Origin of the sequence: Parvibaculum lavamentivorans DS-1 (genome assembly GCF_000017565.1) — a bacterium.
Taxonomy (GTDB): Bacteria; Pseudomonadota; Alphaproteobacteria; order Parvibaculales; family Parvibaculaceae; genus Parvibaculum; species Parvibaculum lavamentivorans.
In genome coordinates, this window is the sequence record NC_009719.1 from 2,817,409 (window position 1) to 2,842,442 (window position 25,034).

The following is a 25,034-nucleotide window of genomic DNA, read 5'->3' on the forward strand; positions in this document are numbered from 1 at the left end:
GCCACTCATATGGGAGGAACCCTCACGATGACGAACGCGGCCTCGAAGGGCCCTGCCGATGCGCGCGGCGCACAGGGGCCCCTTTCGCGCTGGACGCTGTTTGCCTTTGCGCTGCCGGCGGCGCCGATTTCGGCCATGGGGCTGCCGCTGGTGGTTCACCTGCCGCCCTTCTATGCGGGTTCGCTGGGGCTGGGGCTGACGGTTGTCGGCACCATCTTCATGCTGGCGCGCTTCTGGGACGTGTTCACCGACCCGGTGCTCGGCATTCTTTCCGACAAGTTCGAGACGCGCTGGGGCAGGCGGCGGCACTGGATCGTGCTGTCGGTGCCGATCATGCTGCTCTCCGTCTACATGATCTTCATGCCGCCCGTCGCGGTGACGGCCTTCTATCTCATCTTCTGGCTCTTCGTTCTTTATGTCGGCTGGACGCTGCTCACCATCTCGCACATGAGCTGGGGCGCGGAGCTGACGCCGGACTATCACGAACGCTCGCGCGTGCAGGGCGCACGCGAAGTGGCGCTTGTTCTCGGCATGGTGCTGGTGCTGACGCTGCCTGTGCTGATCGAGCAGACGAACCCGGAAAACCTGGCGGCGGCGCGCGTCGCCTCCATGGGCTGGTTTGTGCTGATATTGCTGCCGATCGCTGTCGGCCTTGCCGTGTGGAAGGTGCCGGAGCGGCCGACGACGGCGCCGGCGCATGTGCCGATGCGGCAGGCGATCCGCGCGCTGGTGCAGAGCCGGCCTCTGCAGGTGGTGCTGGCGGCCGATCTTCTCGGCGGCGTGTCGGGCGGGCTTGTGGCGTCGATGTTCCTCTTCCTTGCGGAGGACGCGCTGAAGCTCGGGCAATATTCGAGCCTGATGCTGCTCGGCTATTTCATTTCCGGCGTCTGCTTCATTCCGCTCATCCTGGCGGTGAGCCGGCGGCTCGGCAAACACAAGACGGCGGCCGCATCGGCGGTGTTCAACGCGCTGACCGTGCCGCTCATCCTGCTGGTGCCGCAGGGCAATGCGATGATGGCGCTTGGCGTCTGGGTGCTGTGCGGCGTCAACATGGCGGCGGGGCCGTTCCTGTTCCGCTCGCTGATGGCGGATGTGGCGGATCATGACACGGTGATCACGCGGCAGCAGCGGACGGGGCTGTTCTATTCGCTGCTGACCTCGACCAGCAAGGTGGGCGCGGCCTTCGCGATCTTCATCGCCTATTCGCTGCTCGACTCAATCGGCTTTCAGGCGGGCGGCGAGAACTCGCAATCCGTGCTCGACAGCCTGCGGGCGGTTTACGTCTGGCCGGCCTGCATCATCAGCGCGGCGGTGGCGGGCATTCTCTGGTTCTATCCGATCGACGAGAAGCAGCAGGTGGAGAACCGCCGCATCCTCGAAATGCGCGGCATCGAAGCGGCGGCGACCGCCGTTGCCATGCGGACGGGGCATCCCTCCGACGCGCAATCCTCCGGCATTCCGGCGGACTGAAGATGGCGGTGTTTTCGTCAGGCGGCGCCGACATTGCCTATGAAGTCGCGGGGGAGGGCTATCCGATCCTGCTGGTGCATGGCTTCGCGGGCACGGCCGAGGATAATTGGGGCCGCACCGGATGGGTGCAGGCGCTGACGCGGGCGAAGCGGCAGGTCGTGACGTTCGACCTGCGCGGACACGGCAAGAGCGGCAAGCTTTACGAGCCCACCGATTACACGATGGAAAAGATGGCGGGGGACGCGGTGGCGCTGCTCGACCATCTGGGGATCGAGCGGGCGGACTTGATCGGCTATTCGATGGGCGCGGGGATCGCCATGCGGCTTGCGGCGCGGCACGGCGCGCGGTTCCGCTTCGTGGTGCTGGGCGGCGTGGGCGGGCGGATGCTGGAGCCGTCCTCCTTCGGCGCGGCGACGGCCGAGGCGCTCGAAGCCGCAGACCCCGAAACGATCAGCGACCGGACGGCGCGGGGCTTCCGACTCTATGCCGAGGGGCTCGGCCAGGACCTCCGCGCGATTGCCGCCTGCGCGCGGGCGCCGCGCGAGGGGGCGGCAACGGATTTTCTCGGCGAGATACGCAACGAGACGCTGGTGATCGCAGGCGCGCGGGACGACATGGCGGGCGACCCGGCGGTGCTGGCGGCGCGCATTCCAGGCGCGAAGGCGGAAACCATTCCGGGTACGGACCATATGTTCGCGCTGCCGAACCCGATGTTCAAGGGCGCGGTGATGGATTTTCTCACCGGCTATGTTTGAGTTCGAACTGTCGAGGCACAACCGTAAATGACCCGCTTGTCGTCGTGGCGTCTGGCCGCGTTCTCTGGGCCCGCTATTCCCATCGGCGCGCTTGGCCTTCCGATCGGCGTCTACCTGCCGCATTTCTATGCCGGGCCGATGGGGCTCGGACTTGCGGCGGTCGGCACGATCTTCATGCTGGCGCGGTTCTGGGACGTCTTCACCGATCCGGCGATGGGGGTGCTCTCCGACAAGTTTCCCTCGCGCTGGGGCAGGCGGCGGCACTGGATCGTGCTGTCGGTGCCGATCCTCATGCTCTCGGCCTATATGGTCTTCGTACCGACGGCGCCGGTGTCGAGCTTCTATCTGCTGGCATGGATGTTCTTTCTCTATATCGGCTGGACGCTGCTGACGCTGTCGCATATGGCGTGGGCGGCGGAGCTTTCCGACGATTATAACGAACGCTCGCGCATTCAGGGTTTCCGCGAGGCGTTCCAGTTGCTCGGTGTGCCGCTGGTGCTGCTGCTGCCGGCGATGATCGAACGGATGGGGCCGGAGAACATGGAGGCGGCGCGCGTCGCCTCGATGGGCTGGTTCATCATCATCGTGCTGCCCATCGCGATCGGCCTCAACCTCTGGCTGGTGCCGGAGAAGAAGGCGAAGCCAGAGCGGCATGTGAGCTTCATCGCGTCGGTCGTGCCGCTGTTCCGGAACAGCCCGCTCAGGCGGCTGCTGGCGGCGGATTTCCTTTCGGGCTTCGCTGGCACGGCGCTGGCGTCGATGTATATGTATGAGGCGACGCTGGTCTGGGGCGTCGGTTCGTCGGCGAGCTTGTTGCTGCTGCTCTATTTCTTCGGCGGCATCGGCTTCATCCCGCTGGTGCTGAAGCTCAGCTATTATCTCGGCAAGCACCGGACGGTGGTGGTGGCGGGACTGTTCAACGTCTGCTTTCCGCCGGTCATTTTCCTCATTCCCTTCGGCAATGTCTGGGTGGCGGCGGCGGTGCTGTTCTTCCTCGGCGTCAATGTCGGTACGACGACGACGCTTTATCGCTCGATGATGGCGGATGTGGCCGATCTCGACGAGCTGGAGACGGGGCAGAAGCGGACGGGGCTTTTCTATGCGCTGCTGACGCTGACGCAGAAGATCGGCGGGGCGGTGGCGGTCGGCGTCGTGTTCTGGACGCTGGCGCTGATCGGCTTCAACCCGGAAGGGGAGAATGCGCCGGGCGCGGTGCAAGGGCTGTCCTATGTGTTCGTCGCCGTGCCGATGATCTGCAACGCGCTGGTGGCGGCGATCATCTGGTTCTATCCGATCGGGCTCAAGGAGCAGGCGGAGTTGCGCCGCAAGCTCGACGAGCGTTTCGTCGAGGAAGTGGAGCAGACGGAGCGGGTGCCGAACCTGCCGTGAGGCGTTACATGCAGCCGCAGCCGCCGATATGGGCGGCGCCGTCCGGATCGTAGGCGGCGGCGACGGAGCGGGCGGAGCTTTCGGCCGTTACCGCGAAATCCGCCTTCGCCTTTTCGCGCATCGCGGCGTCCGTCATGAAGTCGATGGCGGTCATGGCGAGCGCCTTGGCGCCGTCGAGGCAGGCCTTGTCGCCGAGTTCGGAGGCGGCCCATTTCGCGAATTCCGGATTGTGGATCACGACATGGGGCGGGGCGCAGGCGATCATCGGATGGATCGACGGCACGCGGTGGCTGACATTGCCCATGTCGGTGCTGCCGGCGGAGCCGGAGGGCATTTTCGACAGGGGGAAAAAGTCACGGCCAAGCGAGCGGGCATTGGCTTCGTATGAATCCGCAATCGCCATGCTGGTCTTCAGGTCGAGATAGTCGGCCTTGGCCCACATGATTTCCGCGGTGCAGCCGGTCGCCAGCGCGCCGGCTTCAAAGCAGGCCTGTACGCGCTTTTTCAGCGGCGCGAGCTCTTCGGCGGAGGCGGCGCGGACATAGAAGAGGCCGGAGGTTTCATCCGGCACGATGTTGGGCGCGCTGCCGCCCTTCTTGATGATGCCGTGGATGCGCTCGGTCGGCCTGATGTGCTGGCGGAGCTGCGCGATTGCCTGATAGGCGGTGATGAGCGCATCAAGCGCGTTGAGGCCCATATGCGGCATGGCGGAGGCATGCGCCGAACGGCCGCGATAGGTGACGGCGACTTCGGAGACGCAGATGCAGGGCATGGTGACGAGATCGACGCCGGCCGGATGCACCATCATGGCGGCGTCGAGCCTGTCGAAGGCGCCTTCGCGCGCCATCAACTCCTTGCCGCCGCCCATTTCCTCGGCCGGGGTGCCGAGATAGCGGACGCGGCCAGGAAGTTTCGCGCCGAGCTTTGCAAGCGCGAGCGAAGCGCCGAGGCCTGTCGTCGCGATGATGTTGTGACCGCAGGCATGGCCGATGCCGGGAAGGGCGTCATATTCGGAGAGGATCGCGACTTCGGGGCCGCGCTCGCCGAAGCGCGAGGCATAGGCGGTGGGGAGGCCGAAGGCGCCGCGGGTGACGGGAAGGCCCGCCGCGTCGAGGCGGGCGGTGAGGATGCGCGCGGCCTCGTGCTCATGGAAGGCGAGTTCGGGCTTGCCGTGGATTTCATGGCTGACGCCGAGGAGCTCGGCGGACATGGCGTCGATGGCATCGCAGACTTCGCGCTTGAGGGCGGCGGCTTCGGTCATTTTTCTTCTCCCCGTTTTGACGAAGCGTAGACTGTTGCGGCATGGTTTTCCAGCCATGCGGCGGCGCTGGAATTCATGCGGGAAGGGCGACATGGACTATTTCGAATCCGACGGGTTGAGGCTGGCCTATTTCGCGGAGGGCGAGGGGACGCCGATCGTGCTGGCGCACGGGTTTGCCTCGACGCATCGGGTGAACTGGATCGCGACGGGGTGGAGCCGGGCGCTGATGGAGGCGGGGTTTCGCGTCATCATGCCGGACATGCGGGGACATGGGGAGAGCGACAAGCCGCATGATGCGGAGGACTACACACTCTCCGCGATGGCGGCGGATCTTGTGGCGCTGCTCGATCATCTGGGCGAGCCGGGCGCGGACCTTATGGGCTATTCGATGGGGGCGATGGTGGCGCTGGTCGCGGCGACGGAATGGCCGGACCGGTTCGACCGGGTGATCGCGGCGGGCGTGGGCGCGCGGCTGCTCGCGGCGGACCGCGACCCGAGGCCGGTGATCGAGGCGCTGCTGGCGGACGACCCCGCAAGCGTGGAGGACGCGGGCGCGCGGATGTTCCGTGTGTTCGCGGATCAGAACGGGCAGGACCGCGCGGCGCTTGCGGCCTGTTTCGAGGCGGTGCGGGCACCCTTTCCGGCGGAGGGGCTTTCGCGGATTTCGCGGCCGGTGCTGGTGGTGGCGGGGGAGACGGACAGCCAAGCAGGCGCGGCGGGGGTGCTTGCGGCGCGGATACCGAATGCGCGCGGCTTCACGGTGCCCAAGCGCGACCACATGAAGACGGTGGGCGACCGCGCCTACAAAGAAGCGGTGCTGAAGTTTCTGGAGGGGTGAGACGGCGCGCTAAATCTTCCCACCCTCCCCTTGGGGAGGGTCAAACGGCTGAAAGCCGTTTGGGGCGGGGGCTCGGCTTGCAAGTGGAGTGAACGCTGCCGATTGTATGTGTGGGTTCTTCGGCGACCCCGCCCCGAAAAATTCTTCGCGTGCCGCTCGAATTTTGTCGACCCTCCCCCAAGGGGAGGGTGGGAAGAAAAGGCGCGGCGTCTTCTTACCGCGCCGTCAGCGGAGCGAAGCCGAGGTGCATTCCGGCGTCGGTGATCAATGTTTCGCCGGTGATGTGGTCGGAGCCTTCGCCGCAGAAGAAGACGACGGCAGTGGCGATGTCTTCCGGTGTGCCGGCGCGCTGGAGGGGGGTGGATTCTTCCTGCTGGCGCTTGATGCCTTCAAAGGTCTGGCTACCGAAGCGATCCGAGAACCAGCGCGTGCCGATGAAGCCGGGGCAGACCGCGTTGACGCGGATCTTCGGAGCGAGCGAGCGGGCGAGCGAGAGCGTCATGGTGTTGAGCGCGCCCTTCGATGCGGCATAGGCGACGGAAGAGCCGATGCCTGTGACGCCCGCGATGGACGAGACGTTCACCACCGAGCCCTTGCCCGCCTCTTTCATATGCGGCGCGCAGGCGCGGATCATCTGATAGGCGCCGACGACGTTCACCTTGTAGATCCAGAGGAAGTCTTCGGCGTTCAGTTCGTCGAGCTCGGCATGGTTGGCGAATTTCGTGCCGCCCGCATTGTTGACCAGCACATCGACGCGGCCCCATTTCTTCACGGTTTCATCCACGATGCGGCGGCAATCGGCATCCTCGCCGACATCGCCTTGCGCGAGGATCGCCTCGACGCCCTTTTCCTGACAGGCGGCAAGCGTTTCCTTCGCTTCGGTTTCGCTTTTTGTGTAGTTGATGACGACATTGCAGCCCTTGTCCGCGAGCTGCAGCGCGACGGCGGCGCCGAGGCCGGTGGCCGAGCCTGTGACGATGGCAACCTTGTTCTTGAGCGCCGACATGATGTTCTCCCTGCGTTTTGATTTGCGGGGAGTGTAGCGAGGGCAGCGGCCGGGCCCAACAGGAGATCGCGCGAAGGGCCGGATTACGACTATTCGTCAGCCGGATCGTGCAGGGGCGGGTTTCGGAAGGCGGCGAGGATCAGCCGGTCGGTCAGCTTGTCCTGACGGTCTTCGGGGACGGCGAGGTCTATTCCGACGAGACCATCGGCCGGATAGCGCGTGGCGCGGCCGCGTGCGAAGCCGACGCCAGGAACATCGAGAGCGATTTCGGCGCCGAGGGCGGGCAGCGGCGCGACTTCCACAACGGCGCCGGTGGCAGACATTTCATGGATGAGGCATTCGGCATCGACCCCGGCAAAGACGATGCGGCCTTCGACACGCGTGGCGATGCGACGAAACCGGCGGCGGTCTTCGAGCGTTGTGGATTGCGGATGGTGCAGCGGTTCGGCCATGAGACACTCCTGCCCCGAAGCTAAGGCAGGCAGGTTGCCAAATGATTGCCGGGCCCCCATTTCCAGGGCGCAGCGGAAAACAGGTTTCGACAGGAAGCAGGAGCTTTACCCATGGGTCAATTGATGTCCGGCAAGGAACATAAATCTGGCTATGAAAGTCATCCCGGCCATCTGTTGCGCCTGATGCCCGCCGGACGGCGCGTCCGTGTCCGCTTCAACGGCGAATTGCTGGCCGACAGCACGAGGGCGCTGGAGCTTTTCGAGGGGGAGTATGCGCCGGTCTTCTACCTGCCGCGCGAGGACGTGAAAATGGAGCTGCTGACGCCGACCAAAAGCGTGACCTGGTGCCCGTTCAAGGGGGAGGCGAGCTACTGGTCGCTCGAAGGCGAGGGCGGGCAGGACGCGGTCTGGTCCTACGAAGACCCGTTTGTCGAGATGGCCGAGATAAAAGATTATCTGGCGTTCTATCCCAACAAGGTCGAGTTCGAGGTGGAGCCGGCCTGAGGCTTGCTCAGGCCGGCAATATGTCAGGCCGGTTTGCGCTGGTCTTCCGGCAGGCTCGACAGGAAATCGCCGATCACCTTTTCGAAGTCGATGCGCTTGCCGAGCGTGGCCATGGGGCCCGCCGTCAGCGCGCCGTCGACGGCGATGGTCTGGCCGTTGACGAAGGTGGATTCGTCGCTGGCGAGGAAGAGCGCGGCGTTCGCGATGTCTTCCGGCAGGCCGGAGCGGGGCGTCGGCTGGATTTTCGCGAGATGCGTTTTCATGACTTCGGCGAACTGGTCGGCCACCTGCGTGCCGAGACCGAGGCCCGAGCCGAAGATCGAGGTGGCGATGCCGCCGGGGCAGATCGCGTTCGAGCGCACGAAATGTGGCGCGAGTTCGAGGGCGGCGCAGCGCGAGAAGTGATGCACGGCGGCCTTGCAGGCGGAGTAGACCAAGGGACCGTAGCCTGCCTGCAACCCGGCGACGGAAGCCGTTGAGATGATGGAGCCGGATTTCTGCGCCTTCATGTGCGGCACGGCATATTTGTAGCCGAGCACGACACCTTTCAGCAGGACGCCGACGGTTTCATCGAAACCGTTCATGTCGATTTCCTGAAGCTCGCCGCCGACGCCGCCATAGCCGGCATTGTTGAAGAGGATGTCGAGCTTGCCGAATTTCTTCACCGTGTGATCGACGAGGTTTTTCACTTCGTCTTCATGGGCGACATTGGCGCGGCAATAGGAGAAGTTCTCTCCCAGTTCGCGCTCCATCGCCTCGCCCTTGTGATCCTGCAAGTCGGCGGCGACGACTTTCGCGCCTTCCTTCAGGAAGAGATCGACCGTGCCGCGGCCAATGCCGCTTGTGCCGCCGGTGATGATGGCGACCTTGCCGTCGAGACGTCCCATGATGTTTCTCCCTGTTTTGTTGTGATTGTTTTGAAGAGCATATTAACGGCCACCCTCCCCTTGGGGGAGGGTCGAAATTTGTGAAGCATTAGCGGAACAAATTTCGGGGCGGGGTGAGCTGCGAGGCCGTGCCCCCGCCCCGAAAAATCCTTCGCGTTCCGCTCGGATTTTTCGACCCGCCCCCCAGGGCGGGTGGGAAGATGTACGGCCGCGCTACCGGCCCTTGAACACCGGCTTTCTTTTTTCCATGAAGGCGGCGCGGCCTTCCTTGTAGTCGTCGCTGGCGAAGCAGCGGGCGATGAGGGCGTCGCATTTCGCGGCGTCGAAATTGCCGGGTGCTTTCGTGAATTCGTCCACGACCTGTTTGGCGGTGCCGACGGTGAGCGGCGCGTTTTCGGCGATGAGGGCGCAGTAATCCCGGACGAAATTTTCCAATGCGTCCTTTGTCGTCACGCGGTTGACGAGGCCCATGGCGAGGGCTTCCTCATGCGTGAAACGGCGGGCGGTGTAGAAGATTTCCTTGGCGAAGGAGGGGCCGACGACATGCACCAGGCGGCCGGTGCCGCCGGCGCCATAGGCGAGGCCAAGCTTTGCGGCGGGAATGCCGAAGGTGGAGCCTTCGGCGGCGATGCGCATGTCGCAAGAGAGCGCGATGCCGAGGCCGCCGCCGATGCAGTAGCCGTCGATCATGGCGATGGTGGGCTTTGCAGTATCGGCGATGGCGTTGAAGGCCACTTCGGTTGCCGTTTCGTAGGCGAGGATGCCTTCCGCCGTGGAGCGGCTTTCGCCGAATTGCGAAATGTCGGCGCCGGCGACGAAGGCCTTGCCGCCCGCGCCCTTCAGCACGATGACGCGGATCTCCGGATCGCTCTCGAAATCCGCGAGGATTTGCGGCACGGCCTGCCACATCTCGAGGCCGACGGCGTTCAGGCGTTCGGGATTGTTGAAGATCATCCAGCCGATCGCGCCGGTTTTCTCGGCGATCATTTTCGAGGTGGGGGAGGAGATGGACAAGAGGCTGTTCCCGGATCAGATGTTTCGCTGCCGTCTGGGATACAGGCGGGGCGGGATGCTGGCAACAGGCTACCCAATCTGTCATGCCCGGGCTTGACCCGGGCATCCAGGAGTCTCTTGCACCGAGCCGTGCCGCCCTGGATTGCCGGGTCAAGCCCGGCAATGACATTCTTGTTTTAAACAGGGGCGACGTATTCGAGCTGGGGGTCGCGGACGGGGGGGAGGTTGTCTTTCAGATCGGCGAGAAGATCGGATTTCAGCTTGGCGTAGGCCGGGTCGTTCCAGAGGTTGCGGAACTGCCGCGGATCGTTGGCGTGGTCGTAAAGCTCGCCTTCGCTGCCGTCGTAGATGGTGCCGGGGAGATAGGCGGTGATGGTGTAGCCGTCGCGATAGATGGTGCGGAGGCCGACGGTGGTGCCGTCGACATGTTTGCAGTCCCATTCGGTGAAGACGCGCTCGCGGCCCTGGGCGTCGCCTTCGGCATCGGTTTTCGGCATCGGCTTTCCCTGCATCCATTCGGGCACGGGGAGGCCGGCGATTTCGCAGAAGGTGGGCGCGAGGTCGACCTGGCCGACGGGTTTTTCGACGGCGGCGGGCGCGACCTTCGCGGATTTCGCGGGGCGCCAGATCATGGGGAGGCGCATCAGCGCATCGACGTGATAGGGGCCCTTGAAGAGCAGGCCGAATTCGCCCTGGAATTCGCCGTGGTCGGTGGTGAAGACGACATCGACATCATCGCCCCAGCCGCGCTTTTCGACATAGGCCATGACTTTCGCGATGGCTTCGTCGATCAATTCGTTTTCGACATGGGTGAAGGCGTTGATCTCCTGCACCTGATCGGCGGTCATGTCCTGCGCGCGGAATTCGGGCGGGGCTTCGAAGTTCGTCACGCGCTCGCCGGTGTACCATTCCATCCAGTGGCGCGGCTTGTCCGCGAGGACGGCTTCGATCTTTTCCTTCGAGCCCGGATAGAATTCCGGCAGCGGCGTATCGCGCCAGGGATGACGGTGAAGTTCGGATTGCGGCGGGTCCCACGGGTGGTGCGGATCGGGGAAGCTCATCCAGCAGAACCAGTCGTCGCCTGCGCCGACGGAGGCGAGCCAGTCGATGGTGCGGTCGGCGACCCAGTCGGTGTGGTAGTGCTCGCGCGCGATCTTGTTGAAATGGAGCTGGCAGCCGCCGGTCTCGCCGCCGCCGGCAGCGTTCACCTGAAACTTGTCGTTGAGGTTCTGGTAGAAATAATTGAGCGCCTCGGGTTCGTTCTTCTTCATCCATTCATTGTAGTGAAGGATGAGCGGCGAATGCGTGGCGAGCTCCATGTAGTCGAAGCCGCGATGCGGACCGTTTTCGCCTCGCCGCGCCATCTGGCTTTCGTAGAATTGCTGATGGAGATCGAGGAAGGGCTCGAAATGCGCCTTGCCGATCAGCGCCGTCTTGTAGCCGCCTTTTTCGTTGAGATATTGCGCGACGGAGGGCGCATCGACGGGAAGCGGCACGCCGTTCATCCAGACGCCATGCGTCGACACATATTGCCCGGTGATCATGGTGGAGCGGGCGGGCATGCAGACGACGTTCTGATTATGCGCGCGGGTGTAGTTGATGCCGGCTTTTGCCAGCGCGTCGATGGCGGGTGTGCGCGCGACCTTCTGACCATTCGCGCCGATGGCATCGAAGCGCATCTGATCGGTGGTGATGAAAAGAATTTTCCGGCCCATGGGTTTCTCCAGCGCCGGCTTCGCTCGCCCGCGTCGCATTAATGTTATTCATTATGTTAGAGGGCGAGGCGGCTATACGGCAAGAGGGATGCCGATTTTTCAGCGTTTATATCTTACCGAGGCGCGGCGAATAGTTTTATCACCGGCGTGAATAGTTTCGTTGCAGCAGCGGTTATTCCGGCTATAGCGGAAAGACTGGATAGCGTTGGAGGGTAAGGGCAAGCATGGCCGCAAGGAGGAAAGGGAGAGCGACGAAGCCTGCGTAGCGCGGCACGAGGGAGAGAAGCCGCCGCAGCGTTGCGCCGCGTCCGATGTTTCCTTGCCGGAAGTGCCTCCGGCGCGCAGGTGGGGAGAAGGGGAGGATCTGCGCCATGGCGGCAGCCCGGGGTCAGACTTTGATGTCGAGTTGCGTTCCCGTGCCGGGCGGGGCGCTGGCGTTGAGTTTGGCGGCGGTCTCGGCGGATTCCGCGATCATCTCGACCAGTGCCATGTCCTGATTGTGACCGGCTTTCAGCATGGCCGTCTGCATGGCCAGTTGAAGCTGGCTCTGCTGACTGGCGGCGGCTGCGGCGGCGAGGTTCGATACGGACATGAGGCCCCGGGACATGAAGCGGATTTCATGCCGAGGTTAGACTTCGGGCCTTAATGCTTTCTTTGCGCGCTGTACCGTTTCGGATCAGTTCGCGTCTTCGCCCTTCAAAAAACGCGTCATGGCGGGGAGCGCCTCGCGATCCTGCAGCATGAAGAGGTGGCCGCCTTCGAAGAAGCGGAGTTCGGCACCCTTGATGCGCGAGGCCATTTTCTCCTGCGTTTCGGGGAGGGCGATGCCATCGTATTTTCCGGCGCAGATGAGGGTGGGGCAGCGGATTTCGCCGAGCCTGTCCCATGTGTCGTGGGCGGCGCGGGCTTCGAGCTGGCGGCGCTGACCCATTTCGTGGCCGGGTTCATCCGTATACGGATCGGCGGCGGCCATGGCGACGAGCGTTTCGTATGTCTCGGGATAGGCTTTTGCCCATCCGGCGTCGTGGCGGGTGTCTGAAATCGGGATCATGTGGCGGGCGCGCTCTTCGCGGCTCATATGGAGGAGTGTGTGGAGCGGGTATGACGCGCCGCCCGCGCCGCCGGGAGAGGTGCAGGCGAGGACGAGGCCTTCCACGACATGGGGATGATTGATCGCCAGCTCCTGCGCGACCATGCCGCCGAAGGAGACGCCGATGACGAGGGCAGAGCCCCAGCCGATGGCGGACATGAGGCCGACGGCGTCTTCGGCATATTCCGCCATGCTGTAGGGGGTGTCCGGCTTCGAGGTCCGGCCGAGGCCGCGCTGGTCATAGGCCAGCATGTCGAAGCTCTTCGGGAAGGGCCCATCCAGCACGTTCGGCCGATTACGGAGATCGCCGCCCGTGCCGGAAATGAACAGGAGGCGGGGGCCGGAGCCCATGCGCTCGTAAAAAATGTCGATGCCGCCCGATTTGGCGAATGGCATGGTGCGCTCCCTGTTGCTTTTGAAAAGATTAACACAAGGGGCGTGAGGGTTCCGCCATTGAACTCGCATGGGGCGGTTCTATGTATTAAGCTCTTATAAGGTGGCCCATGCTCTTTTATGGGCTGTCCGCTGTTGCGGCCTTGTCTCACGTCCCTTGCGGGCGGGCGGGCCCGGTAGGGAAGGAGCGGGGTCATGTCGAAGCCGGTCGAGAAGAATCAGGGGCTGTCCGTGTGCGATCCCGTGTGGGAGCGCGTGCGCGCCGAGGCCGACGAAATGGCACTCGGCGAGCCGATCCTTGCCAGCTTCCTCTATTCCACCATTCTCAATCATCGCAGTTTCAACGATGCGGTCGCGTATCACCTGGCGCAGAAGCTCGGCAATGCCGAAGTGCATTCGATGCAGCTTCGCGAGTTGTTCGACGAGGCGCTGACGGAGGCGCCCGATATCGGCGAGGCGACGCGGGCGGATATCGTCGCCTATTTCGACCGTGACCCGGCCTGCCACTCCTATATCCAGCCGCTGCTTTATTTCAAAGGCTTCCACGCGCTGCAGGGCTACCGCGTGGCGCACTGGCTGTGGAGCAATGGCCGCCGGGCGATGGCGCTTTATCTGCAGAGCCGCATTTCCGAACTTTTCGCCGTGGATATTCATCCCGCCGCGAAGCTCGGGCGCGGCATCTTCATCGACCATGCGACCGGCATCGTGATCGGCGAGACGGCGGTGGTGGAAGACGATGTGTCGATGCTGCATGGCGTGACGCTTGGCGGGACGGGCAAGGAAACCGGCGACCGCCATCCGAAGGTGCGGCGCGGTGTACTGATTTCCGTCGGCTCGAAGGTGCTCGGCAATATCGAGGTGGGCGAGTTCAGCCGCATCGGGGCAGGCAGCGTGGTGCTTCACGAGGTGCCGCCGCATTGCACGGCTGTCGGCGTGCCGGCCAAGATCGTCGGCTGCGCGGGCTGCGACAAGCCGAGCCATTCCATGGATCAGATGATCCGGGAAGAGGGCGACGGCATCTAAGGTTGCCTCAAGGCAACCTGTCCTTCATTGCATAGAAGATCATGCCGGCGACGAGCGCCGGATAGCGCAGCCATGTGCCGCCGGGGAATTTCGGCGTCTTGAGGTTTGCCATCCAGTCGAAGCGTTCGGCCTGTCCGGCGATCGCTTCCGCGATCAGCTTGCCGCCCAGCGTGGCGATGTTGATGCCCTGGCCGGAATAGCCATGCGCGAATACCACATTGGGCGCGAGGCGGCCGAAATGCGGCATGCGCTTCAGCGTGATGGCGACGGCGCCCGACCATGCGTAGTCGATGCGCTTGCCTTCAAGTTGCGGGAAGACGCGCAGCATGGGTTTTTCCACGAAGGCGGCGAGGTCGGCGGGAAGCGAGGGCGAATAGCTCTCGCCGCCGCCGAAAAGGAGACGGCCATCCGCCGTTAGCCGGTAGTAGTCGATGACGAATTTCGTGTCCTGCACGCAGACATCGTCGCGGATGAGCCGGCGCGCCTCATTGCCGAGAGGTTCGGTGGTCGCGACGAAATTGTTGATCGGCATCATGTAGCCGGCGACACGCGGCTCCAGCTTGCCGAGATAGGCATTGCAGGCGAGGACGACGTGGCGCGCGCGGACCTTGCCGACGGCCGTTTTCACATCCGCGGGATCGGTATGCGTTATGTCGAGGACGCGCGATTCCTCATAGATACGCACGCCTTTTTCGCGGGCGGCGCGGGCGAGGCCGAGGGCGTAATTCAGCGGGTGAAGATGGGCGCCGTTGCTGTCGAGAAGGCCGCCATGATAGCGATCCGTCGCGAGCATCTCGTGCATTTCCGCGCGCGGCACATAGCGCACCGCGTCATAGCCGTAATGCGTATTGAGGTAGTCGACTTCTGACCGGAGCCATGTGGCGCAGCTTCTCTTCCAGCCCGCCTGAAGGAGACCGGGCTTCAGATCGCAGTCTATCTCGTGACGTGCGATCAGGTCCTTCACCAGCGCGTTGCTTTCGAGGCCGAGATCCCAGAGCCGGCGCGCCCATTCCTTGCCGAGGGCTTCTTCCAGCGAACGCTGATCCTTGCGCTGGCTCGCTCCGAGCTGACCACCATTGCGGCCCGATGCACCCCAGCCGACACGTTCCGCCTCCAGCACCACCACCGAATAGCCGCGCTCCGCGAGGTGAAGCGCGGCGGAGAGGCCGGTGTAGCCCGCGCCAACAATGCAGACATCCGCCGTCTCGTCGCCGCTCAGGGAGACGAGGGGAGGCGTGTCGTTCGCTGTTGCAGCGTAGTAGGAGGAGGGATAAGCCATGCGCTTTTATATCTCGATTTTCTCGTCCTTGCGGTCATCGGCATAGATGTCGCAAAGGTCGAGGCAGGCCTCGAAGGGGGCGCTGTCGCGGACATATTCGAGCGCGTCGTCGTTTTCCCATTCGCTGCGGAAGACAACCTTGCCTGCGCTTTCCTCGACGCTGGACCGCAGGAAGCCGCGGGGCGGATTCCGATCGAACTCGCGCTCCTTGTAAGCGCGGAGCTGTGTGAGGATGTGGTCAGCTTGCGAGGTTTCAAAGGTAATCAGCAGGGCGACGGGCATCGGTATTCCTCTTTGTTGCCCGTTCGAGCGGGCGGTTCCTTGGCGGTGCCGTTCTATAACATATGGGTGCGGCGCTTTCGCGCTTTGCGGGTGGGAAAGAGCGCGGCAGAATGGCGCTCAACAAACATAAATAATGGGGAGACAGCCGAAAATGGCTCGTATGCAGGGCAAGGTAGCGATCGTCACGGGCGCGGCAAAGGGGATCGGGGCGGCGACCGCCAAGGCGCTGGCACGCGAGGGGGCGAAGGTCGTGTGCAGCGATTTCGACGCGGAGAACGGCCAGGTTGTCGCCGACGAAATCGCGGGCGAGGGTGGGACGGCAACCTTCTTCCGGCATGACGTGACCGACGAGGCGCAATGGGAAGCCGTGGTGAAGCTGGCGGAGGAGAAATTCGGCGGGCTTCATGTGGTTGTGAACAATGCAGGCATCGCGCCGGAGGCCGGCCCCATCGAGGAGAAGACGCTGGCCGACTGGCGGCACACGATCGAGGTCGATCTCGACAGCGTGTTTCTTGGCTGCAAACACGGCATCCGCACGATCAAGAAATATACGTCGAAGGGCGGCGCGGGCGGTGCAATCGTCAACATTTCCTCGATCCTCGGACTTGTCGGGCAGTCCGGCGCCAGCGACTACAATGCGGCGAAGGGGGGCGTCAGGCTTCTTACCAAATCGGCTGCGCTGGAATGCGCCGATGCGGGCTACAATATTCGCGTGAACTCCGTGCATCCCGGCTACATAGATACGCCGATGGTGAAGAACGTCATCAATCGCGGCGTGATGGGCGGTGCGACCGTAGGCGCGAACGAGATGCGCGAAATGCTGATCATGCAGCATCCGATCGGAAGGCTCGGTATTGCGGAGGAAATTGCAAACGCGATCCTGTTCCTGTCGAGCGACGAATCCACCTTCATGACCGGATCGGAAGTCGTGGTGGATGGGGGATATACGACCCGCTAGCGCGGTGCCCATACCACCTTGCCGGATGGTTCGGCGATGATGTGAGCCTCTTGCGCGCCCTCGCCCCTTTGCGACAGGGCCACGAGGGCGCCGACGGTCAAGGCGACCGCGAAAATTGTCAGCCATTTTCGAGTGCGCTGCGACATTCCGCTTCTCCCGGGGCCCCCACGGCAAGTGAGAACCGTGGCACGGACCGGAAAACCCCGCTATTGGACGAACCGCCGCAGGCGCGGGTTTACATGACACGGGCCAAATGGTTACAACCTCAGGCGCGGCCGGAGGGGCCGCCTCCACGCCATTCAGGCCTGACTTTTCAATTACGCGGTGACGGGAGACCTTCTTGGACAAGACCGAAATCAAACGTATCGAGGCCTATCTTCGCCGCAAATTCCAGCTGCCCGCGATTTCGGTGCGGCAGCGGCCGCAGAAAGACGACTCGGCCGAGGTGAATATCGGCGACGAATTCATCGGCGTCATTTTCAAGGATGTGGATGAGGGTGAGACATCCTACGCCTTCAACATGGCGATCCTCGATATCGATCTGGAAGAGTAGTTTCAGTCCAGGATCGTTCCCTGCAGGTCGTCCGTCGGCTCGACCGTCTCGAAGCTTGCGACGAGGGAAGTCAGGGCCTCGTCTATTTCGTACCAGTCACTCAGATGGTCGCGCTTGTAGCGGTAGACGAGTTCAAGCTCGCTGCCGAGCAGGAGAGAGCGTGAGCAATTGGGACTGTCGACGAGGGCACCGGTCCGGTCGCACACAATGAGCACCATCCGCGCCTCCTTGTCCTTGCCGACGAGAAGGTCCTGATTGGCATATCCGCTGTCGGAGCGGAAGGTGAAGAGCTGAAGACCCGCCGGGCCCGGCCGCGGCTCCGAGCTTTCCAGATATTTCGAATAGATGTCCTTCAGGCGCCGCGTGGCGTTCAACGGTGTCGAGGTTTCACTCAGCGAGAAGAACACGACGTCGGATTCGGCGGAGTGGTCGCCGAATTCTTCCTGCAGCCCGGTTTGGTAGGGGGTCATGTCCGGCAGCAGCGCCTGCATGTCCACCCGCATCTGGCGGCCGCCGCCTCGCTGACTGGGGTAGCGCGTATAATGTTCCGGGATAAGGAAACGCGTATCTCCGACGATTGCCTCGACGCGGCTGCTGCGGGTGCTGGCGCGAGGGTCGAGGCCGAGGAGTTCCGCAGGTGTCGGGCCGAAATAATAATAGAGGAAGACACCGGAAAAGGTCAGTACGCCGATAAAGACGAGGACAGGGATAATCCAGGCCGGGCGCTCGCGAACGAGTTCGTCGCCCGATCCTCTCCTGTTCCTATCGCCCCGCGCCACCTTCATTCTCCCTGACCATGGCCTGCGGCCTGTCTCCAATTGGTACAGGTTGCGGCGCAATCCGGTACGGCCCGGCCCACAGGGCACATTCCCAGTGCCCGCCTTTCGGGCCGTCCTCTTCTTATAACCCGCTGAAATTAAAAGATCATTTCAAATTCTCGCGCCTTGGACGCTCCCCCGAGGCGGCTGGTATGGCGCTTGCGGACAAGGGGGCATGACAAAGTTCGTTTTCAAATCGCTGATGATTGCCGGGGCCTTCCTGTTTTTCGGGGGACATCTGCCGCTGCCGGGAGATGCAGAGCTGGCGGTGCCGCAATTTGCCTGTGAGGCCGATCTCGGTTCCTGCCGGCTTGGCGAGACGGAAGTCGCGCTCGGCGACCGTTCGCCGCTCATGGCGGCGCTGGCCGCGCGGGCACACGGCAACCCTGCCGAAGATTTCAGGCGGTCGCTTGCCGATCCGCGCCTCGCCAGCCTGCTCGACGAACAGGTCATTCCGGATTTCGCGGTGGAGGCGGCACACACCCGCCTTGCGGCCGTTGCAACTCAACTTATTGCGGGGATCGAAACCGGCGCCCGCTGAGGCGGCCGGATCGAACGATACAGGGCGGACAGGGGCACATGCATCAGTTTTCGGCACTATTCTTCTCGGTCGCGACGGGCTTCATCGCGGCGGGTCTGGTCAGCAGCTTTTACAGACTGGTGACGAACAAGCCGCCGAGCTTCCAGCTCGCATCTGAGACGATGCTTTGGCAGGTCGTTGGCATCGTCACGCTGATCTTCGCCGGGCCGACGGTCATCCTTCGCAATGCGCTGCGCGCGCAGGTGTTCGAGAACCGCCCGCCATTCTGGATGGTGCTTTCCGGCTGCATCGCGATGATGTGGAGCTTTCTCTCCGGCGTCTTCCTGCTCGGCGTGATGCTTTCAGCCTAAGCTCTTTGCCGGCGGCCGCGCACCACGCGGCGGCCAAGCGCAGTCGCGAAGAGGGCGCCGATGCCCGCGACGATTGCCCAGACGAATTCAAGTGCGACCAGCAACAGATTCCAAGCGGTCTTGAAGGCCCGCAGGCTGGTCTTGCCGGTGATCTCGATGATACCGCGCGTCTTGGTGCCGAGTGTGCCGCTCATCTTCGTGACGCGGGCGAGATCGTCGGCGCTATCCACATATCTCATGACACGCACGGTTTCGGCCGGGCCGACACTCTTTTCCAGCACCGCCACATCGTCGAGGATGGGGGTGATGCGGGCCATCGAAATGCCATCGGCATATTCGGTCACGGCGCGTCGCGTCGCCTGCGGATTGGTGAGATCCACTGCGCGGAGGGTGCCGCCGAGTTTCTCGAAATTGACGGCTTCCTGGAGCGCCCGCGTCACGTCGCGCGTCAGGCCGGCGGTAATGGTGCCCGTCTTGCGGGCGATCTTGAGCAGGGAGACGCCGATGCGGGCGGGAAGGCCGCCGCCGCCGGTTGCGACTGTTGCCGTCGTCGCGGCGAGGCCGACGACCGACAGGCCGAGGATCATTTTTGAGTATTCCTCGCCCCGCGCGAGTTTCGCGCCTTCGGAGCCGATGTCGCGGACGTCGCCGATGACGGTGAGGTCCGATGCCACGGCGCCCATGAAGGCGGGCGTGTCGTTGCCCTCGCCAGTGACGAAGCCTTGAGCGAAGCTCGTTGTATTGCGGGTGAGGCGGCGGGCATAGGCGTCTTCTGCTTCGAGGCGCATGGCCGTGTCGGCGTTGAGCGGCTCCTCGATATAGTTCGCGATTTCGGCATACATCACGGCATCGTCATAGGCGTTTTCGTCGAGCGCCTTGTCGATGCGGCGGCTCAGATCCGCGCCGCTGGTCTCCTGCCGCAGCTCCGCAATGATGAAGGGTTCGGCGGGAATTTCATCATCCGCCACATAGTCATCAAGCAGGCCTTGCTGAAAGGCGAACAAGAATACAAGCGGCAGGACGAGCAGGAAAATGACGAGAGTGAAGAGAAATCGCATACAGGAACGCCCATGCTGAAAGCCGCGTGGCAAGCTTGGGCCATCATGGCCCCATACGCAACCCGCGGCTCGGGACCTGGTTCCATCCGGGAGCGGAAGTGCCGTCCACGGATCAGCCGCCGACAGGGCCGCCATTCTTCGCCGTGATGACGAGAACCGAGGGCCGGGGCGGCATGGCGGCATCGAAATCGGGCCAGCGTGTTGCCGGATCCTCGAATGTGGAGGTGCGCTCGAAGCCCTTGAAGCTTTTCGTTCCGTCGGCGCCTGGATGCTGAACGGCGAGGAAGAGCGTGGTGCCGTCGGGGGTGAAGCAGGGGCCACATACTTCGGCGCCGATGGGCGCACGGAAGATGCGCCGCGCGAGGCCGCGCTTTTCGCCCTGCGTTGCCAGAGCATAGAGCCCATCGGCCCCGCCTGAGGAGGCGCTCCAGCCGGACCCCTGGTCGGTCGCGACCCAGAGGCGGCCTTTCGCGTCCACCTCCATGTTGTCAGGACAGGTGAACCAGCCGTTCTCACCCGTATCGGGATGCCACGCCGCTCCAATGGCGGGGAAGCGCGGATCGCCGCATTTGACGATGAGCGTCCAGGCGAAATTCTCCGCACCGTGATCGCCACCTTCGGGTTCCATCTCGACGATCTGGCCCCAGAGATTTGCGGCGCGCGGGTTTACGGCGTCCACCTGTTCGGGCGCTCGCTCCTTCGAGTTGGTGAGCGCGACATAGATTTTGCCGGTGGCGGGGCTGGGGGTCACATCTTCAGGGCGGTCGAGCGGGGTTGCCCCGAGAATATCGGCCGCGCGGCGCGCTTCGATCAGCACATCCGCCTGGGAGGCGAAGCCATTCGTCTCGTCGAGGCCGTTTTGTCCGTGCACGAGCGGCAGCCATCTGCCGCCGTCTTCCTCGAAGCGGGCGACATATAATGTGCCATTGTCGAGGAGATCTGCATTCGCCGCGCGATCGCCGGCATCGACCATTCCGGCGGTGACGAATTTGTAGAGATATTCGAACTGCTGGTCGTCGCCCATGTAAACGACGAGGCGGCCATCCTTCGTCAGCGCGTTCTCGCAGCCTTCATGCTTGAAGCGGCCGAGCGCCGTACGCTTGACCGGCGTGGAGGCGGGATCGAGCGGATCGACCTCCACCACCCAGCCATAACGGTTTGGCTCTCGCGGTTCGGCGGCGAGGTCGAACCGCTTGTGATAGGCACCCCAGGGATAGGCGCGGCCGGCGGGGAAACCCATGCGTTCATGGTTTGCGGCTTCCGCCTCGTCGGAGGGCTGGCCGATGAAGTAGAAGTTGAAGTTCTCCTCCGACATAAGCCATGTGCCCCAAGGCGTGATGCCGCCGGCGCAGTTGTTGAACGTACCCATGACATTGTGACCGGTGGGGTCCTCGCTCGTCTGCAGGCGCGGATGGCCGGCGGCCGGGCCGGAGATGCTCATGGTGGTGGAGAGCGGAGTGATGCGGCGGTTGTATTTGCTTTCCGTCACGACCTGCCAGTTGCCGTTGCCGTCGCGCGCGACCTCGACGATCGTTCCGCCATGCGCGGCCATCGATATTTCCGCGATGCGGCGCGTGTAGAACTCGCGCGGGTCCGCGTCAGCCATGCCCGCATGCATGAGATCGTCATTGGTATATTCGTGATGGATGCAGAGCAGGCCGCGATCGCTGGCGTTCGACCCATAGGGCAGGGGAATGAAGCCGATGTAGTCGTTGTTGTAGCCGAACTGTGCAAGCTGAGAAGCGGCGCTCTGTTCGAGGACGTTGAAGGGCGGAGCGCCCGGCAGGACGGGGTCGCCCCAGCGGATGAGGATGCCGGCGTTGTGATCCGCGGCTATGTGGTGGGTTTCGTCGATGCCGTGCGGCACTTCCTCGAAACCGAAAATATCATCGGGCGTGTATTGGGGCGTGTCGTCACAGGCTGCGAGCGAGAGGATGGCGGGCGAAACCGTGGCGAGGAGAGCCGCCTTGCCGAAGCCGGAGAGGAGATCGCGCCGGCCGATGCGGCGTTGCCAGAGCGTGGCGAGCGAGGGCGCGGTTGCGCGCGCCACCGGCTCGTCGTCCGCGGCTTCGAGTTGCTCGCCTCGCGAATCGCACTCACTCATCCTTCAGCCCCCGTTTCGTATACCCAACCCTAGGCTTCCGCCTTGACGCTCCGATGACAGCCTTGTTTTACAGCGTTTCGCAAGTCTCGTCTCCCGGCCGCGCCCGTGCCATAGTCGCATCAAAAGCAACCGTCAGGGAGAAAGCTCATGCCCGTCTATGCTATCGGCGATACGAAACCGATCCTGCCCGCTGCCGGCGACTACTGGATCGCGCCCAATGCCGAAGTCATGGGTAATGTGAAGCTGGAGAAGAATGCCAGCGTCTGGTTCGGCGCGGTGCTGCGCGGCGACAACGACCTCATCACCATCGGCGAAAACTCCAACGTACAGGACGGCTCGGTTCTGCATACCGATCCCGGTTCCGCTCTCACGATCGGGCGCGACGTCACCATCGGCCATATGGTCATGCTGCATGGCTGCACCATCGGCGACGGAAGCCTCATCGGTATCGGCAGCATCGTTCTCAACAATACGAAAATCGGCAAGGGCTGCCTGATCGGCGCGAATACATTGATTTCGGAAGGCAAGGATATCCCGGACTATTCGATGGTGCTCGGCTCGCCCGGCAAGATCGTTCGTACACTGGATAAGGAAACCGCAGAGGCGCTGCGTCTGTCCGCCGATCATTACGTCCAGAACTGGAAACGCTACGCCGCCGGACTGAAGCGGATCGACTGATGCGCATATATGCCTTTTTGATGGTGCTTGGCGCCGTTCTTGTTTCATCCGGATGTACGGAGAAGCCGGGGCAGGACGCCAACCTAACGATCGAGACGGCAGGCGGCGAGGTGCATGAATTCATCGTGGAGCTTGCTGTCGACGACGAGGAGCAGCAGCGGGGGCTGATGTTCCGCGAGAAGCTGGCCGATGAGCGGGGCATGCTTTTCTTTTATCCGCGATGCGACACGGCGCAGTTCTGGATGAAGAATACCTACATCCCCCTCGACATGATCTTCATCGAAGCGGATGGGCGGATTTCCGGGATCGAGCGGAATACGGAGCCGGAAACACTCGCCATCTATCGCTCGGCCGGACCGGTAAACGGTGTGCTCGAAATAAATGGCGGGCTGACGCAGCGTCTGGGCATTGCCGAGGGAGACTATGTCCGCCATCCGTGGTTCGGCGAGGGCGGCAAGGCTACTTGCGGCTGATTTTATCGGCTAGACTGCGCGCAACACATATTCCGTCAAAACCAGAACATCGGGAGGGGCCATGAGCCAGGCACAGGCGGCGACGCAGGAAGCACAGGAAGTTCTCTACGGCGTGGATGGGCACATAGCGACCATCACGCTCAATGCGCCCGAGCGCATGAACACGATTTCGGGTCCGATGCTGAACCAGCTCACAAAGCGTCTTCAGGAAGCGGACGCGGACCCGGAGGTGCGCTGCGTGATCCTTACCGGCGCTGGCCGCGCATTCTGCGCCGGGCTCGACCTTCGCGCGCAGACACAGGGCGGCGGCCTTTCGATCGGCTCGAGTGGCGGTGTCACCTCGACGACGCTTGATCTCAAGAACACGCCGCCCACCGTGCTGCAGGAAATGGAAACGCCGACGATCTGCGCCGTAAATGGTGGCGCTGCCGGTTATGGCATGGATACGGCGCTCGGTTGCGACATCCGGATCATGGGCCGGTCGGCGAAACTCGCGGCGGCCTTCTGCAAGCGCGGTCTTGTGCCGGAATCGGGCGGCACATGGTATCTTCCGCGCCTCATCGGCTGGTCGAAAGCGGCTGAGCTGATCTTTACGGGCCGTACCTTGTCGGCGGATGAAACGGTCGCATGGGGCCTTGCTTCCGAAGTTGTCGAGGATGCGGAGCTGATGGCGCGCGCACGCGCGGTTGCCGGAGAGATCGCAGCCAATGCGCCGCTCGCCGTGAAGGCAGCGAAGCGGATGATGCGCATGGGGCTCAACGAGCCTTTCCCGGAGCATGTGCATCACGTCTATCTTCAGCTTCTGCCGCTGATGCGGACGGAAGACGTGAAAGAGGGAATGATGGCATTCGTCGAGAAACGGGAGCCAAAGTTCAAGGGCAGGTGATCGCCGCCACTGCGGTGAATGCTGTAGAGTTGGCGTCTGAAGTGGCGGTGCTGGACGCCCGGAGAGTAGCAAAGACGAATGATATGGGGGCTGGCCGCGACTTTCGCGGCAACGGAGACTTGGGCGAGGGCAAGATGCATAGCGGCGGCTTTGCTGGCTTTCATCATGCTTGCGCCGCCTTCGGGCGCGGCAGAGTTTGGCGGCGGTTTCGACGGGATCGGCGAGGCGGCAGGTATGACGCTCACGCTGACGCAATCCGAAAAGCGGGTCGTCGGCCGGTTCACTACGCCGGGCGGGACGGGTTACACGCTGAACGGCGAGCGTGCGGACGTATATGAGGGTAGTGCGCAGGGTGCGCTGCGAGCCGTGGGCGCGGATAATGACGGCGCTTTCTTCCATATCGAGGAGCGGCCGCTCGGCCTGCAGTTCCTCTTCATTCCGGCCGGGGCTGACGGTACGCCGGACCTTGGCTCGGCGCGGGAATATTCATTTCTGAAGCGCGGCGTACGGCCGACCATCACCGCGGAAGAGGAGAAGCGATACCGTCCGGCGCCTTCGGAGCCTGTCGATATTCTTGTGTTTCTCGACGGCTTTCGCGGCTGGAGCCCCAGCGATACGGCGCGGCTTTATGCGCAACTCGACGACCGCAACCGCGGCCTCATCCTTCTTTACGACCATGCGACGGCGGAACTGATGTGGCGCATTTGCGAGGCGGCGCCTGCCGAGGCATCGCTTGAAGCGATCAGGCTTGCGGAAATGCAGGAGCGGCAACACACGGAATGCACCGCCTATCTGCAGCTGGTGGAAGCGGCGCGCAACGGGGGACTCTTTCCGGAATTTCTCAGGCGCTCGCAGTTTCAGCTCGAGCTGGTGCGCGCGACGGTGTTATGCGACCGCCGGGAAACCGCCGCCGCCCGTTGTGCTGATGTAAGTGCACTTGGCGCCCCGCTCATTCTGCGGTGGCGGCGCGCCGAAGCCATTATGGGCGGGCTTGTGCCGGCGGACCAGCGCGTGGCAGCGCAGCCCACCGCTGAAACAGAAGAAGCGATACCTGAGGAGGCCCCTTCTGGCACCGGGCTAGCCGTGCCGCCGGAGATACAAGGTCCCGTGCCGCTTGCACGACCGGGCGGCAACCCTTCCACAGCGGAGGGCGAGTTCGTTTCGGATTTCGAGCCGGATGTCGCGGCCACACAGGCCCGCGAGGCGGCAAATTATCGTCTGCCGCTTGCGAGGCCGCGCTAGCCGGATTCTCAGTCG

28 protein-coding genes are annotated in these 25,034 nt (G+C 63.4%); 14 read left to right on the forward strand and 14 right to left on the reverse strand.

The window, feature by feature from the left end; all coding sequences use genetic code 11:
* Positions 1-27 precede the first annotated feature (27 nt).
* The 3 genes from PLAV_RS13230 to PLAV_RS13240 are packed head-to-tail and all read left to right on the forward strand — an operon-like array spanning position 28 to position 3,614.
* The gene (locus tag PLAV_RS13230; protein WP_012111531.1) at positions 28-1,470 is read left to right on the forward strand and encodes an MFS transporter; all 1,443 of its coding nucleotides are present in this window, start codon (positions 28-30) and stop codon (positions 1,468-1,470) included.
* A gap of 2 nt (positions 1,471-1,472) precedes the next feature.
* The gene (locus tag PLAV_RS13235) at positions 1,473-2,225 is read left to right on the forward strand and encodes an alpha/beta fold hydrolase (protein WP_012111532.1); all 753 of its coding nucleotides are present in this window, start codon (positions 1,473-1,475) and stop codon (positions 2,223-2,225) included.
* A 27-nt stretch (positions 2,226-2,252) separates the two neighbouring features.
* Entirely contained in the window at positions 2,253-3,614 is a 1,362-nt protein-coding gene (locus PLAV_RS13240; RefSeq protein ID WP_012111533.1) for an MFS transporter, read from the forward strand.
* 4 nt (positions 3,615-3,618) lie between these two features.
* Here the strand turns inward: PLAV_RS13240 and PLAV_RS13245 are convergent, their stop codons facing one another.
* On the reverse strand, positions 3,619-4,875 hold the full coding sequence (locus tag PLAV_RS13245; RefSeq protein WP_012111534.1) for a M20 family metallopeptidase: 1,257 nt from the start codon (positions 4,873-4,875) through the stop codon (positions 3,619-3,621).
* Positions 4,876-4,966: 91 nt separating this feature from the next.
* On the opposite strand from PLAV_RS13245, the gene PLAV_RS13250 reads away from it, so the two are divergent.
* A complete protein-coding gene (locus tag PLAV_RS13250) occupies positions 4,967-5,713 on the forward strand; it encodes an alpha/beta fold hydrolase (RefSeq protein WP_012111535.1) in 747 nt (248 codons plus the stop codon).
* A 214-nt stretch (positions 5,714-5,927) separates the two neighbouring features.
* Here PLAV_RS13250 and PLAV_RS13255 read toward each other — a convergent pair whose 3' ends face one another.
* Both PLAV_RS13255 and PLAV_RS13260 read right to left on the reverse strand, forming a co-directional pair.
* Entirely contained in the window at positions 5,928-6,719 is a 792-nt protein-coding gene (locus tag PLAV_RS13255; RefSeq protein ID WP_012111536.1) for an SDR family NAD(P)-dependent oxidoreductase, read from the reverse strand.
* An 89-nt stretch (positions 6,720-6,808) separates the two neighbouring features.
* Complete coding sequence (locus PLAV_RS13260) at positions 6,809-7,171, reverse strand: PilZ domain-containing protein (protein ID WP_012111537.1); 363 nt, start codon at positions 7,169-7,171, stop codon at positions 6,809-6,811.
* Positions 7,172-7,282: 111 nt separating this feature from the next.
* Here PLAV_RS13260 and PLAV_RS13265 point away from each other — a divergent pair, with 111 nt between their 5' ends.
* A complete protein-coding gene (locus tag PLAV_RS13265) occupies positions 7,283-7,675 on the forward strand; it encodes a DUF427 domain-containing protein (protein WP_012111538.1) in 393 nt (130 codons plus the stop codon).
* Between the two features lie 23 nt (positions 7,676-7,698).
* On the opposite strand, the gene PLAV_RS13270 is transcribed toward PLAV_RS13265, so the two are convergent.
* From PLAV_RS13270 to PLAV_RS13290, 5 genes are all read right to left on the reverse strand, one after another.
* Positions 7,699-8,562 carry an SDR family NAD(P)-dependent oxidoreductase gene (locus PLAV_RS13270; protein WP_012111539.1) on the reverse strand — a complete coding sequence of 288 codons (864 nt, stop codon included), beginning with the start codon at positions 8,560-8,562 and terminating at the stop codon, positions 7,699-7,701.
* 213 nt (positions 8,563-8,775) lie between these two features.
* Positions 8,776-9,576, reverse strand: a complete 801-nt coding sequence (locus PLAV_RS13275) for an enoyl-CoA hydratase (protein WP_012111540.1) — start codon at positions 9,574-9,576, stop codon at positions 8,776-8,778.
* 176 nt (positions 9,577-9,752) lie between these two features.
* A complete protein-coding gene (locus PLAV_RS13280) occupies positions 9,753-11,291 on the reverse strand; it encodes a sulfatase family protein (RefSeq protein WP_012111541.1) in 1,539 nt (512 codons plus the stop codon).
* A 388-nt stretch (positions 11,292-11,679) separates the two neighbouring features.
* A complete protein-coding gene (locus PLAV_RS13285) occupies positions 11,680-11,898 on the reverse strand; it encodes a putative motility protein (protein WP_049767785.1) in 219 nt (72 codons plus the stop codon).
* A 69-nt stretch (positions 11,899-11,967) separates the two neighbouring features.
* Positions 11,968-12,777, reverse strand: a complete 810-nt coding sequence (locus PLAV_RS13290; protein ID WP_012111543.1) for an alpha/beta fold hydrolase — start codon at positions 12,775-12,777, stop codon at positions 11,968-11,970.
* A gap of 192 nt (positions 12,778-12,969) precedes the next feature.
* Here PLAV_RS13290 and cysE point away from each other — a divergent pair, with 192 nt between their 5' ends.
* Positions 12,970-13,797 (forward strand): serine O-acetyltransferase, encoded by an 828-nt coding sequence (gene cysE, locus PLAV_RS13295; RefSeq protein ID WP_012111544.1) that lies wholly within the window; start codon positions 12,970-12,972, stop codon positions 13,795-13,797.
* Positions 13,798-13,804: 7 nt separating this feature from the next.
* Here the strand turns inward: cysE and PLAV_RS13300 are convergent, their stop codons facing one another.
* Complete coding sequence (locus PLAV_RS13300; protein WP_012111545.1) at positions 13,805-15,076, reverse strand: NAD(P)/FAD-dependent oxidoreductase; 1,272 nt, start codon at positions 15,074-15,076, stop codon at positions 13,805-13,807.
* 6 nt (positions 15,077-15,082) lie between these two features.
* Positions 15,083-15,358 carry a hypothetical protein gene (locus PLAV_RS13305; RefSeq protein ID WP_012111546.1) on the reverse strand — a complete coding sequence of 92 codons (276 nt, stop codon included), beginning with the start codon at positions 15,356-15,358 and terminating at the stop codon, positions 15,083-15,085.
* Positions 15,359-15,509: 151 nt separating this feature from the next.
* Here PLAV_RS13305 and PLAV_RS13310 point away from each other — a divergent pair, with 151 nt between their 5' ends.
* On the forward strand, positions 15,510-16,316 hold the full coding sequence (locus PLAV_RS13310; protein ID WP_012111547.1) for an SDR family NAD(P)-dependent oxidoreductase: 807 nt from the start codon (positions 15,510-15,512) through the stop codon (positions 16,314-16,316).
* Here the strand turns inward: PLAV_RS13310 and PLAV_RS19690 are convergent.
* A complete protein-coding gene (locus PLAV_RS19690; RefSeq protein ID WP_168713203.1) occupies positions 16,313-16,462 on the reverse strand; it encodes a hypothetical protein in 150 nt (49 codons plus the stop codon). The two genes, PLAV_RS13310 and PLAV_RS19690, sit on opposite strands and share 4 nt — an antisense overlap.
* A gap of 194 nt (positions 16,463-16,656) precedes the next feature.
* Between PLAV_RS19690 and PLAV_RS13315 the strand changes: the two genes are divergently transcribed.
* Positions 16,657-16,869 (forward strand): DUF3126 family protein, encoded by a 213-nt coding sequence (locus PLAV_RS13315; RefSeq protein WP_012111548.1) that lies wholly within the window; start codon positions 16,657-16,659, stop codon positions 16,867-16,869.
* A 2-nt stretch (positions 16,870-16,871) separates the two neighbouring features.
* Here the strand turns inward: PLAV_RS13315 and PLAV_RS13320 are convergent, their stop codons facing one another.
* Positions 16,872-17,648, reverse strand: a complete 777-nt coding sequence (locus tag PLAV_RS13320) for a hypothetical protein (protein ID WP_012111549.1) — start codon at positions 17,646-17,648, stop codon at positions 16,872-16,874.
* A gap of 214 nt (positions 17,649-17,862) precedes the next feature.
* Here PLAV_RS13320 and PLAV_RS13325 point away from each other — a divergent pair, with 214 nt between their 5' ends.
* Together PLAV_RS13325 and PLAV_RS13330 are read left to right on the forward strand one after the other, a co-directional pair.
* Complete coding sequence (locus tag PLAV_RS13325; protein ID WP_012111550.1) at positions 17,863-18,228, forward strand: hypothetical protein; 366 nt, start codon at positions 17,863-17,865, stop codon at positions 18,226-18,228.
* Between the two features lie 38 nt (positions 18,229-18,266).
* On the forward strand, positions 18,267-18,578 hold the full coding sequence (locus PLAV_RS13330; RefSeq protein ID WP_012111551.1) for a DUF6949 family protein: 312 nt from the start codon (positions 18,267-18,269) through the stop codon (positions 18,576-18,578).
* On the opposite strand, the gene PLAV_RS13335 is transcribed toward PLAV_RS13330, so the two are convergent.
* Together PLAV_RS13335 and PLAV_RS13340 are read right to left on the reverse strand one after the other, a co-directional pair.
* Complete coding sequence (locus tag PLAV_RS13335) at positions 18,575-19,636, reverse strand: hypothetical protein (RefSeq protein ID WP_041536011.1); 1,062 nt, start codon at positions 19,634-19,636, stop codon at positions 18,575-18,577. The genes PLAV_RS13330 and PLAV_RS13335 overlap by 4 nt on opposite strands.
* A gap of 112 nt (positions 19,637-19,748) precedes the next feature.
* Positions 19,749-21,740 carry a PhoX family protein gene (locus PLAV_RS13340; protein ID WP_012111553.1) on the reverse strand — a complete coding sequence of 664 codons (1,992 nt, stop codon included), beginning with the start codon at positions 21,738-21,740 and terminating at the stop codon, positions 19,749-19,751.
* Between the two features lie 147 nt (positions 21,741-21,887).
* On the opposite strand from PLAV_RS13340, the gene PLAV_RS13345 reads away from it, so the two are divergent.
* The 4 genes from PLAV_RS13345 to PLAV_RS13360 all read left to right on the forward strand — a co-directional run bounded on the left by PLAV_RS13345 (position 21,888) and on the right by PLAV_RS13360 (position 25,019).
* Positions 21,888-22,418, forward strand: a complete 531-nt coding sequence (locus PLAV_RS13345) for a gamma carbonic anhydrase family protein (RefSeq protein ID WP_012111554.1) — start codon at positions 21,888-21,890, stop codon at positions 22,416-22,418.
* Positions 22,418-22,891 carry a DUF192 domain-containing protein gene (locus tag PLAV_RS13350; RefSeq protein ID WP_012111555.1) on the forward strand — a complete coding sequence of 158 codons (474 nt, stop codon included), beginning with the start codon at positions 22,418-22,420 and terminating at the stop codon, positions 22,889-22,891. Before PLAV_RS13345 ends, PLAV_RS13350 begins: the two co-directional genes overlap by 1 nt.
* Before the next feature lie 61 nt (positions 22,892-22,952).
* A complete protein-coding gene (locus PLAV_RS13355; RefSeq protein ID WP_012111556.1) occupies positions 22,953-23,777 on the forward strand; it encodes an enoyl-CoA hydratase/isomerase family protein in 825 nt (274 codons plus the stop codon).
* Positions 23,778-23,942: 165 nt separating this feature from the next.
* On the forward strand, positions 23,943-25,019 hold the full coding sequence (locus PLAV_RS13360; RefSeq protein ID WP_143710222.1) for a hypothetical protein: 1,077 nt from the start codon (positions 23,943-23,945) through the stop codon (positions 25,017-25,019).
* The last annotated feature ends 15 nt before the right edge of the window (positions 25,020-25,034 follow it).

What these genes read in the sequence shown, in the direction of transcription:
- PLAV_RS13230 (WP_012111531.1), top strand. Translation starts at nt 28, where the DNA reads ATGACGAACGCGGCCTCGAAGGGCCCTGCCGATGCGCGCGGCGCACAG.
- PLAV_RS13235 (WP_012111532.1), top strand. Translation starts at nt 1,473, where the DNA reads ATGGCGGTGTTTTCGTCAGGCGGCGCCGACATTGCCTATGAAGTCGCG.
- PLAV_RS13240 (WP_012111533.1), top strand. Translation starts at nt 2,253, where the DNA reads ATGACCCGCTTGTCGTCGTGGCGTCTGGCCGCGTTCTCTGGGCCCGCT.
- PLAV_RS13245 (WP_012111534.1), bottom strand. Translation starts at nt 4,875, where the DNA reads ATGACCGAAGCCGCCGCCCTCAAGCGCGAAGTCTGCGATGCCATCGAC.
- PLAV_RS13250 (WP_012111535.1), top strand. Translation starts at nt 4,967, where the DNA reads ATGGACTATTTCGAATCCGACGGGTTGAGGCTGGCCTATTTCGCGGAG.
- PLAV_RS13255 (WP_012111536.1), bottom strand. Translation starts at nt 6,719, where the DNA reads ATGTCGGCGCTCAAGAACAAGGTTGCCATCGTCACAGGCTCGGCCACC.
- PLAV_RS13260 (WP_012111537.1), bottom strand. Translation starts at nt 7,171, where the DNA reads ATGGCCGAACCGCTGCACCATCCGCAATCCACAACGCTCGAAGACCGC.
- PLAV_RS13265 (WP_012111538.1), top strand. Translation starts at nt 7,283, where the DNA reads ATGGGTCAATTGATGTCCGGCAAGGAACATAAATCTGGCTATGAAAGT.
- PLAV_RS13270 (WP_012111539.1), bottom strand. Translation starts at nt 8,562, where the DNA reads ATGGGACGTCTCGACGGCAAGGTCGCCATCATCACCGGCGGCACAAGC.
- PLAV_RS13280 (WP_012111541.1), bottom strand. Translation starts at nt 11,291, where the DNA reads ATGGGCCGGAAAATTCTTTTCATCACCACCGATCAGATGCGCTTCGAT.
- PLAV_RS13285 (WP_049767785.1), bottom strand. Translation starts at nt 11,898, where the DNA reads ATGTCCCGGGGCCTCATGTCCGTATCGAACCTCGCCGCCGCAGCCGCC.
- PLAV_RS13290 (WP_012111543.1), bottom strand. Translation starts at nt 12,777, where the DNA reads ATGCCATTCGCCAAATCGGGCGGCATCGACATTTTTTACGAGCGCATG.
- cysE (WP_012111544.1), top strand. Translation starts at nt 12,970, where the DNA reads ATGTCGAAGCCGGTCGAGAAGAATCAGGGGCTGTCCGTGTGCGATCCC.
- PLAV_RS13300 (WP_012111545.1), bottom strand. Translation starts at nt 15,076, where the DNA reads ATGGCTTATCCCTCCTCCTACTACGCTGCAACAGCGAACGACACGCCT.
- PLAV_RS13305 (WP_012111546.1), bottom strand. Translation starts at nt 15,358, where the DNA reads ATGCCCGTCGCCCTGCTGATTACCTTTGAAACCTCGCAAGCTGACCAC.
- PLAV_RS13310 (WP_012111547.1), top strand. Translation starts at nt 15,510, where the DNA reads ATGGCTCGTATGCAGGGCAAGGTAGCGATCGTCACGGGCGCGGCAAAG.
- PLAV_RS19690 (WP_168713203.1), bottom strand. Translation starts at nt 16,462, where the DNA reads ATGTCGCAGCGCACTCGAAAATGGCTGACAATTTTCGCGGTCGCCTTG.
- PLAV_RS13325 (WP_012111550.1), top strand. Translation starts at nt 17,863, where the DNA reads ATGACAAAGTTCGTTTTCAAATCGCTGATGATTGCCGGGGCCTTCCTG.
- PLAV_RS13330 (WP_012111551.1), top strand. Translation starts at nt 18,267, where the DNA reads ATGCATCAGTTTTCGGCACTATTCTTCTCGGTCGCGACGGGCTTCATC.
- PLAV_RS13335 (WP_041536011.1), bottom strand. Translation starts at nt 19,636, where the DNA reads ATGCGATTTCTCTTCACTCTCGTCATTTTCCTGCTCGTCCTGCCGCTT.
- PLAV_RS13340 (WP_012111553.1), bottom strand. Translation starts at nt 21,740, where the DNA reads ATGAGTGAGTGCGATTCGCGAGGCGAGCAACTCGAAGCCGCGGACGAC.
- PLAV_RS13345 (WP_012111554.1), top strand. Translation starts at nt 21,888, where the DNA reads ATGCCCGTCTATGCTATCGGCGATACGAAACCGATCCTGCCCGCTGCC.
- PLAV_RS13350 (WP_012111555.1), top strand. Translation starts at nt 22,418, where the DNA reads ATGCGCATATATGCCTTTTTGATGGTGCTTGGCGCCGTTCTTGTTTCA.
- PLAV_RS13355 (WP_012111556.1), top strand. Translation starts at nt 22,953, where the DNA reads ATGAGCCAGGCACAGGCGGCGACGCAGGAAGCACAGGAAGTTCTCTAC.
- PLAV_RS13360 (WP_143710222.1), top strand. Translation starts at nt 23,943, where the DNA reads ATGCTTGCGCCGCCTTCGGGCGCGGCAGAGTTTGGCGGCGGTTTCGAC.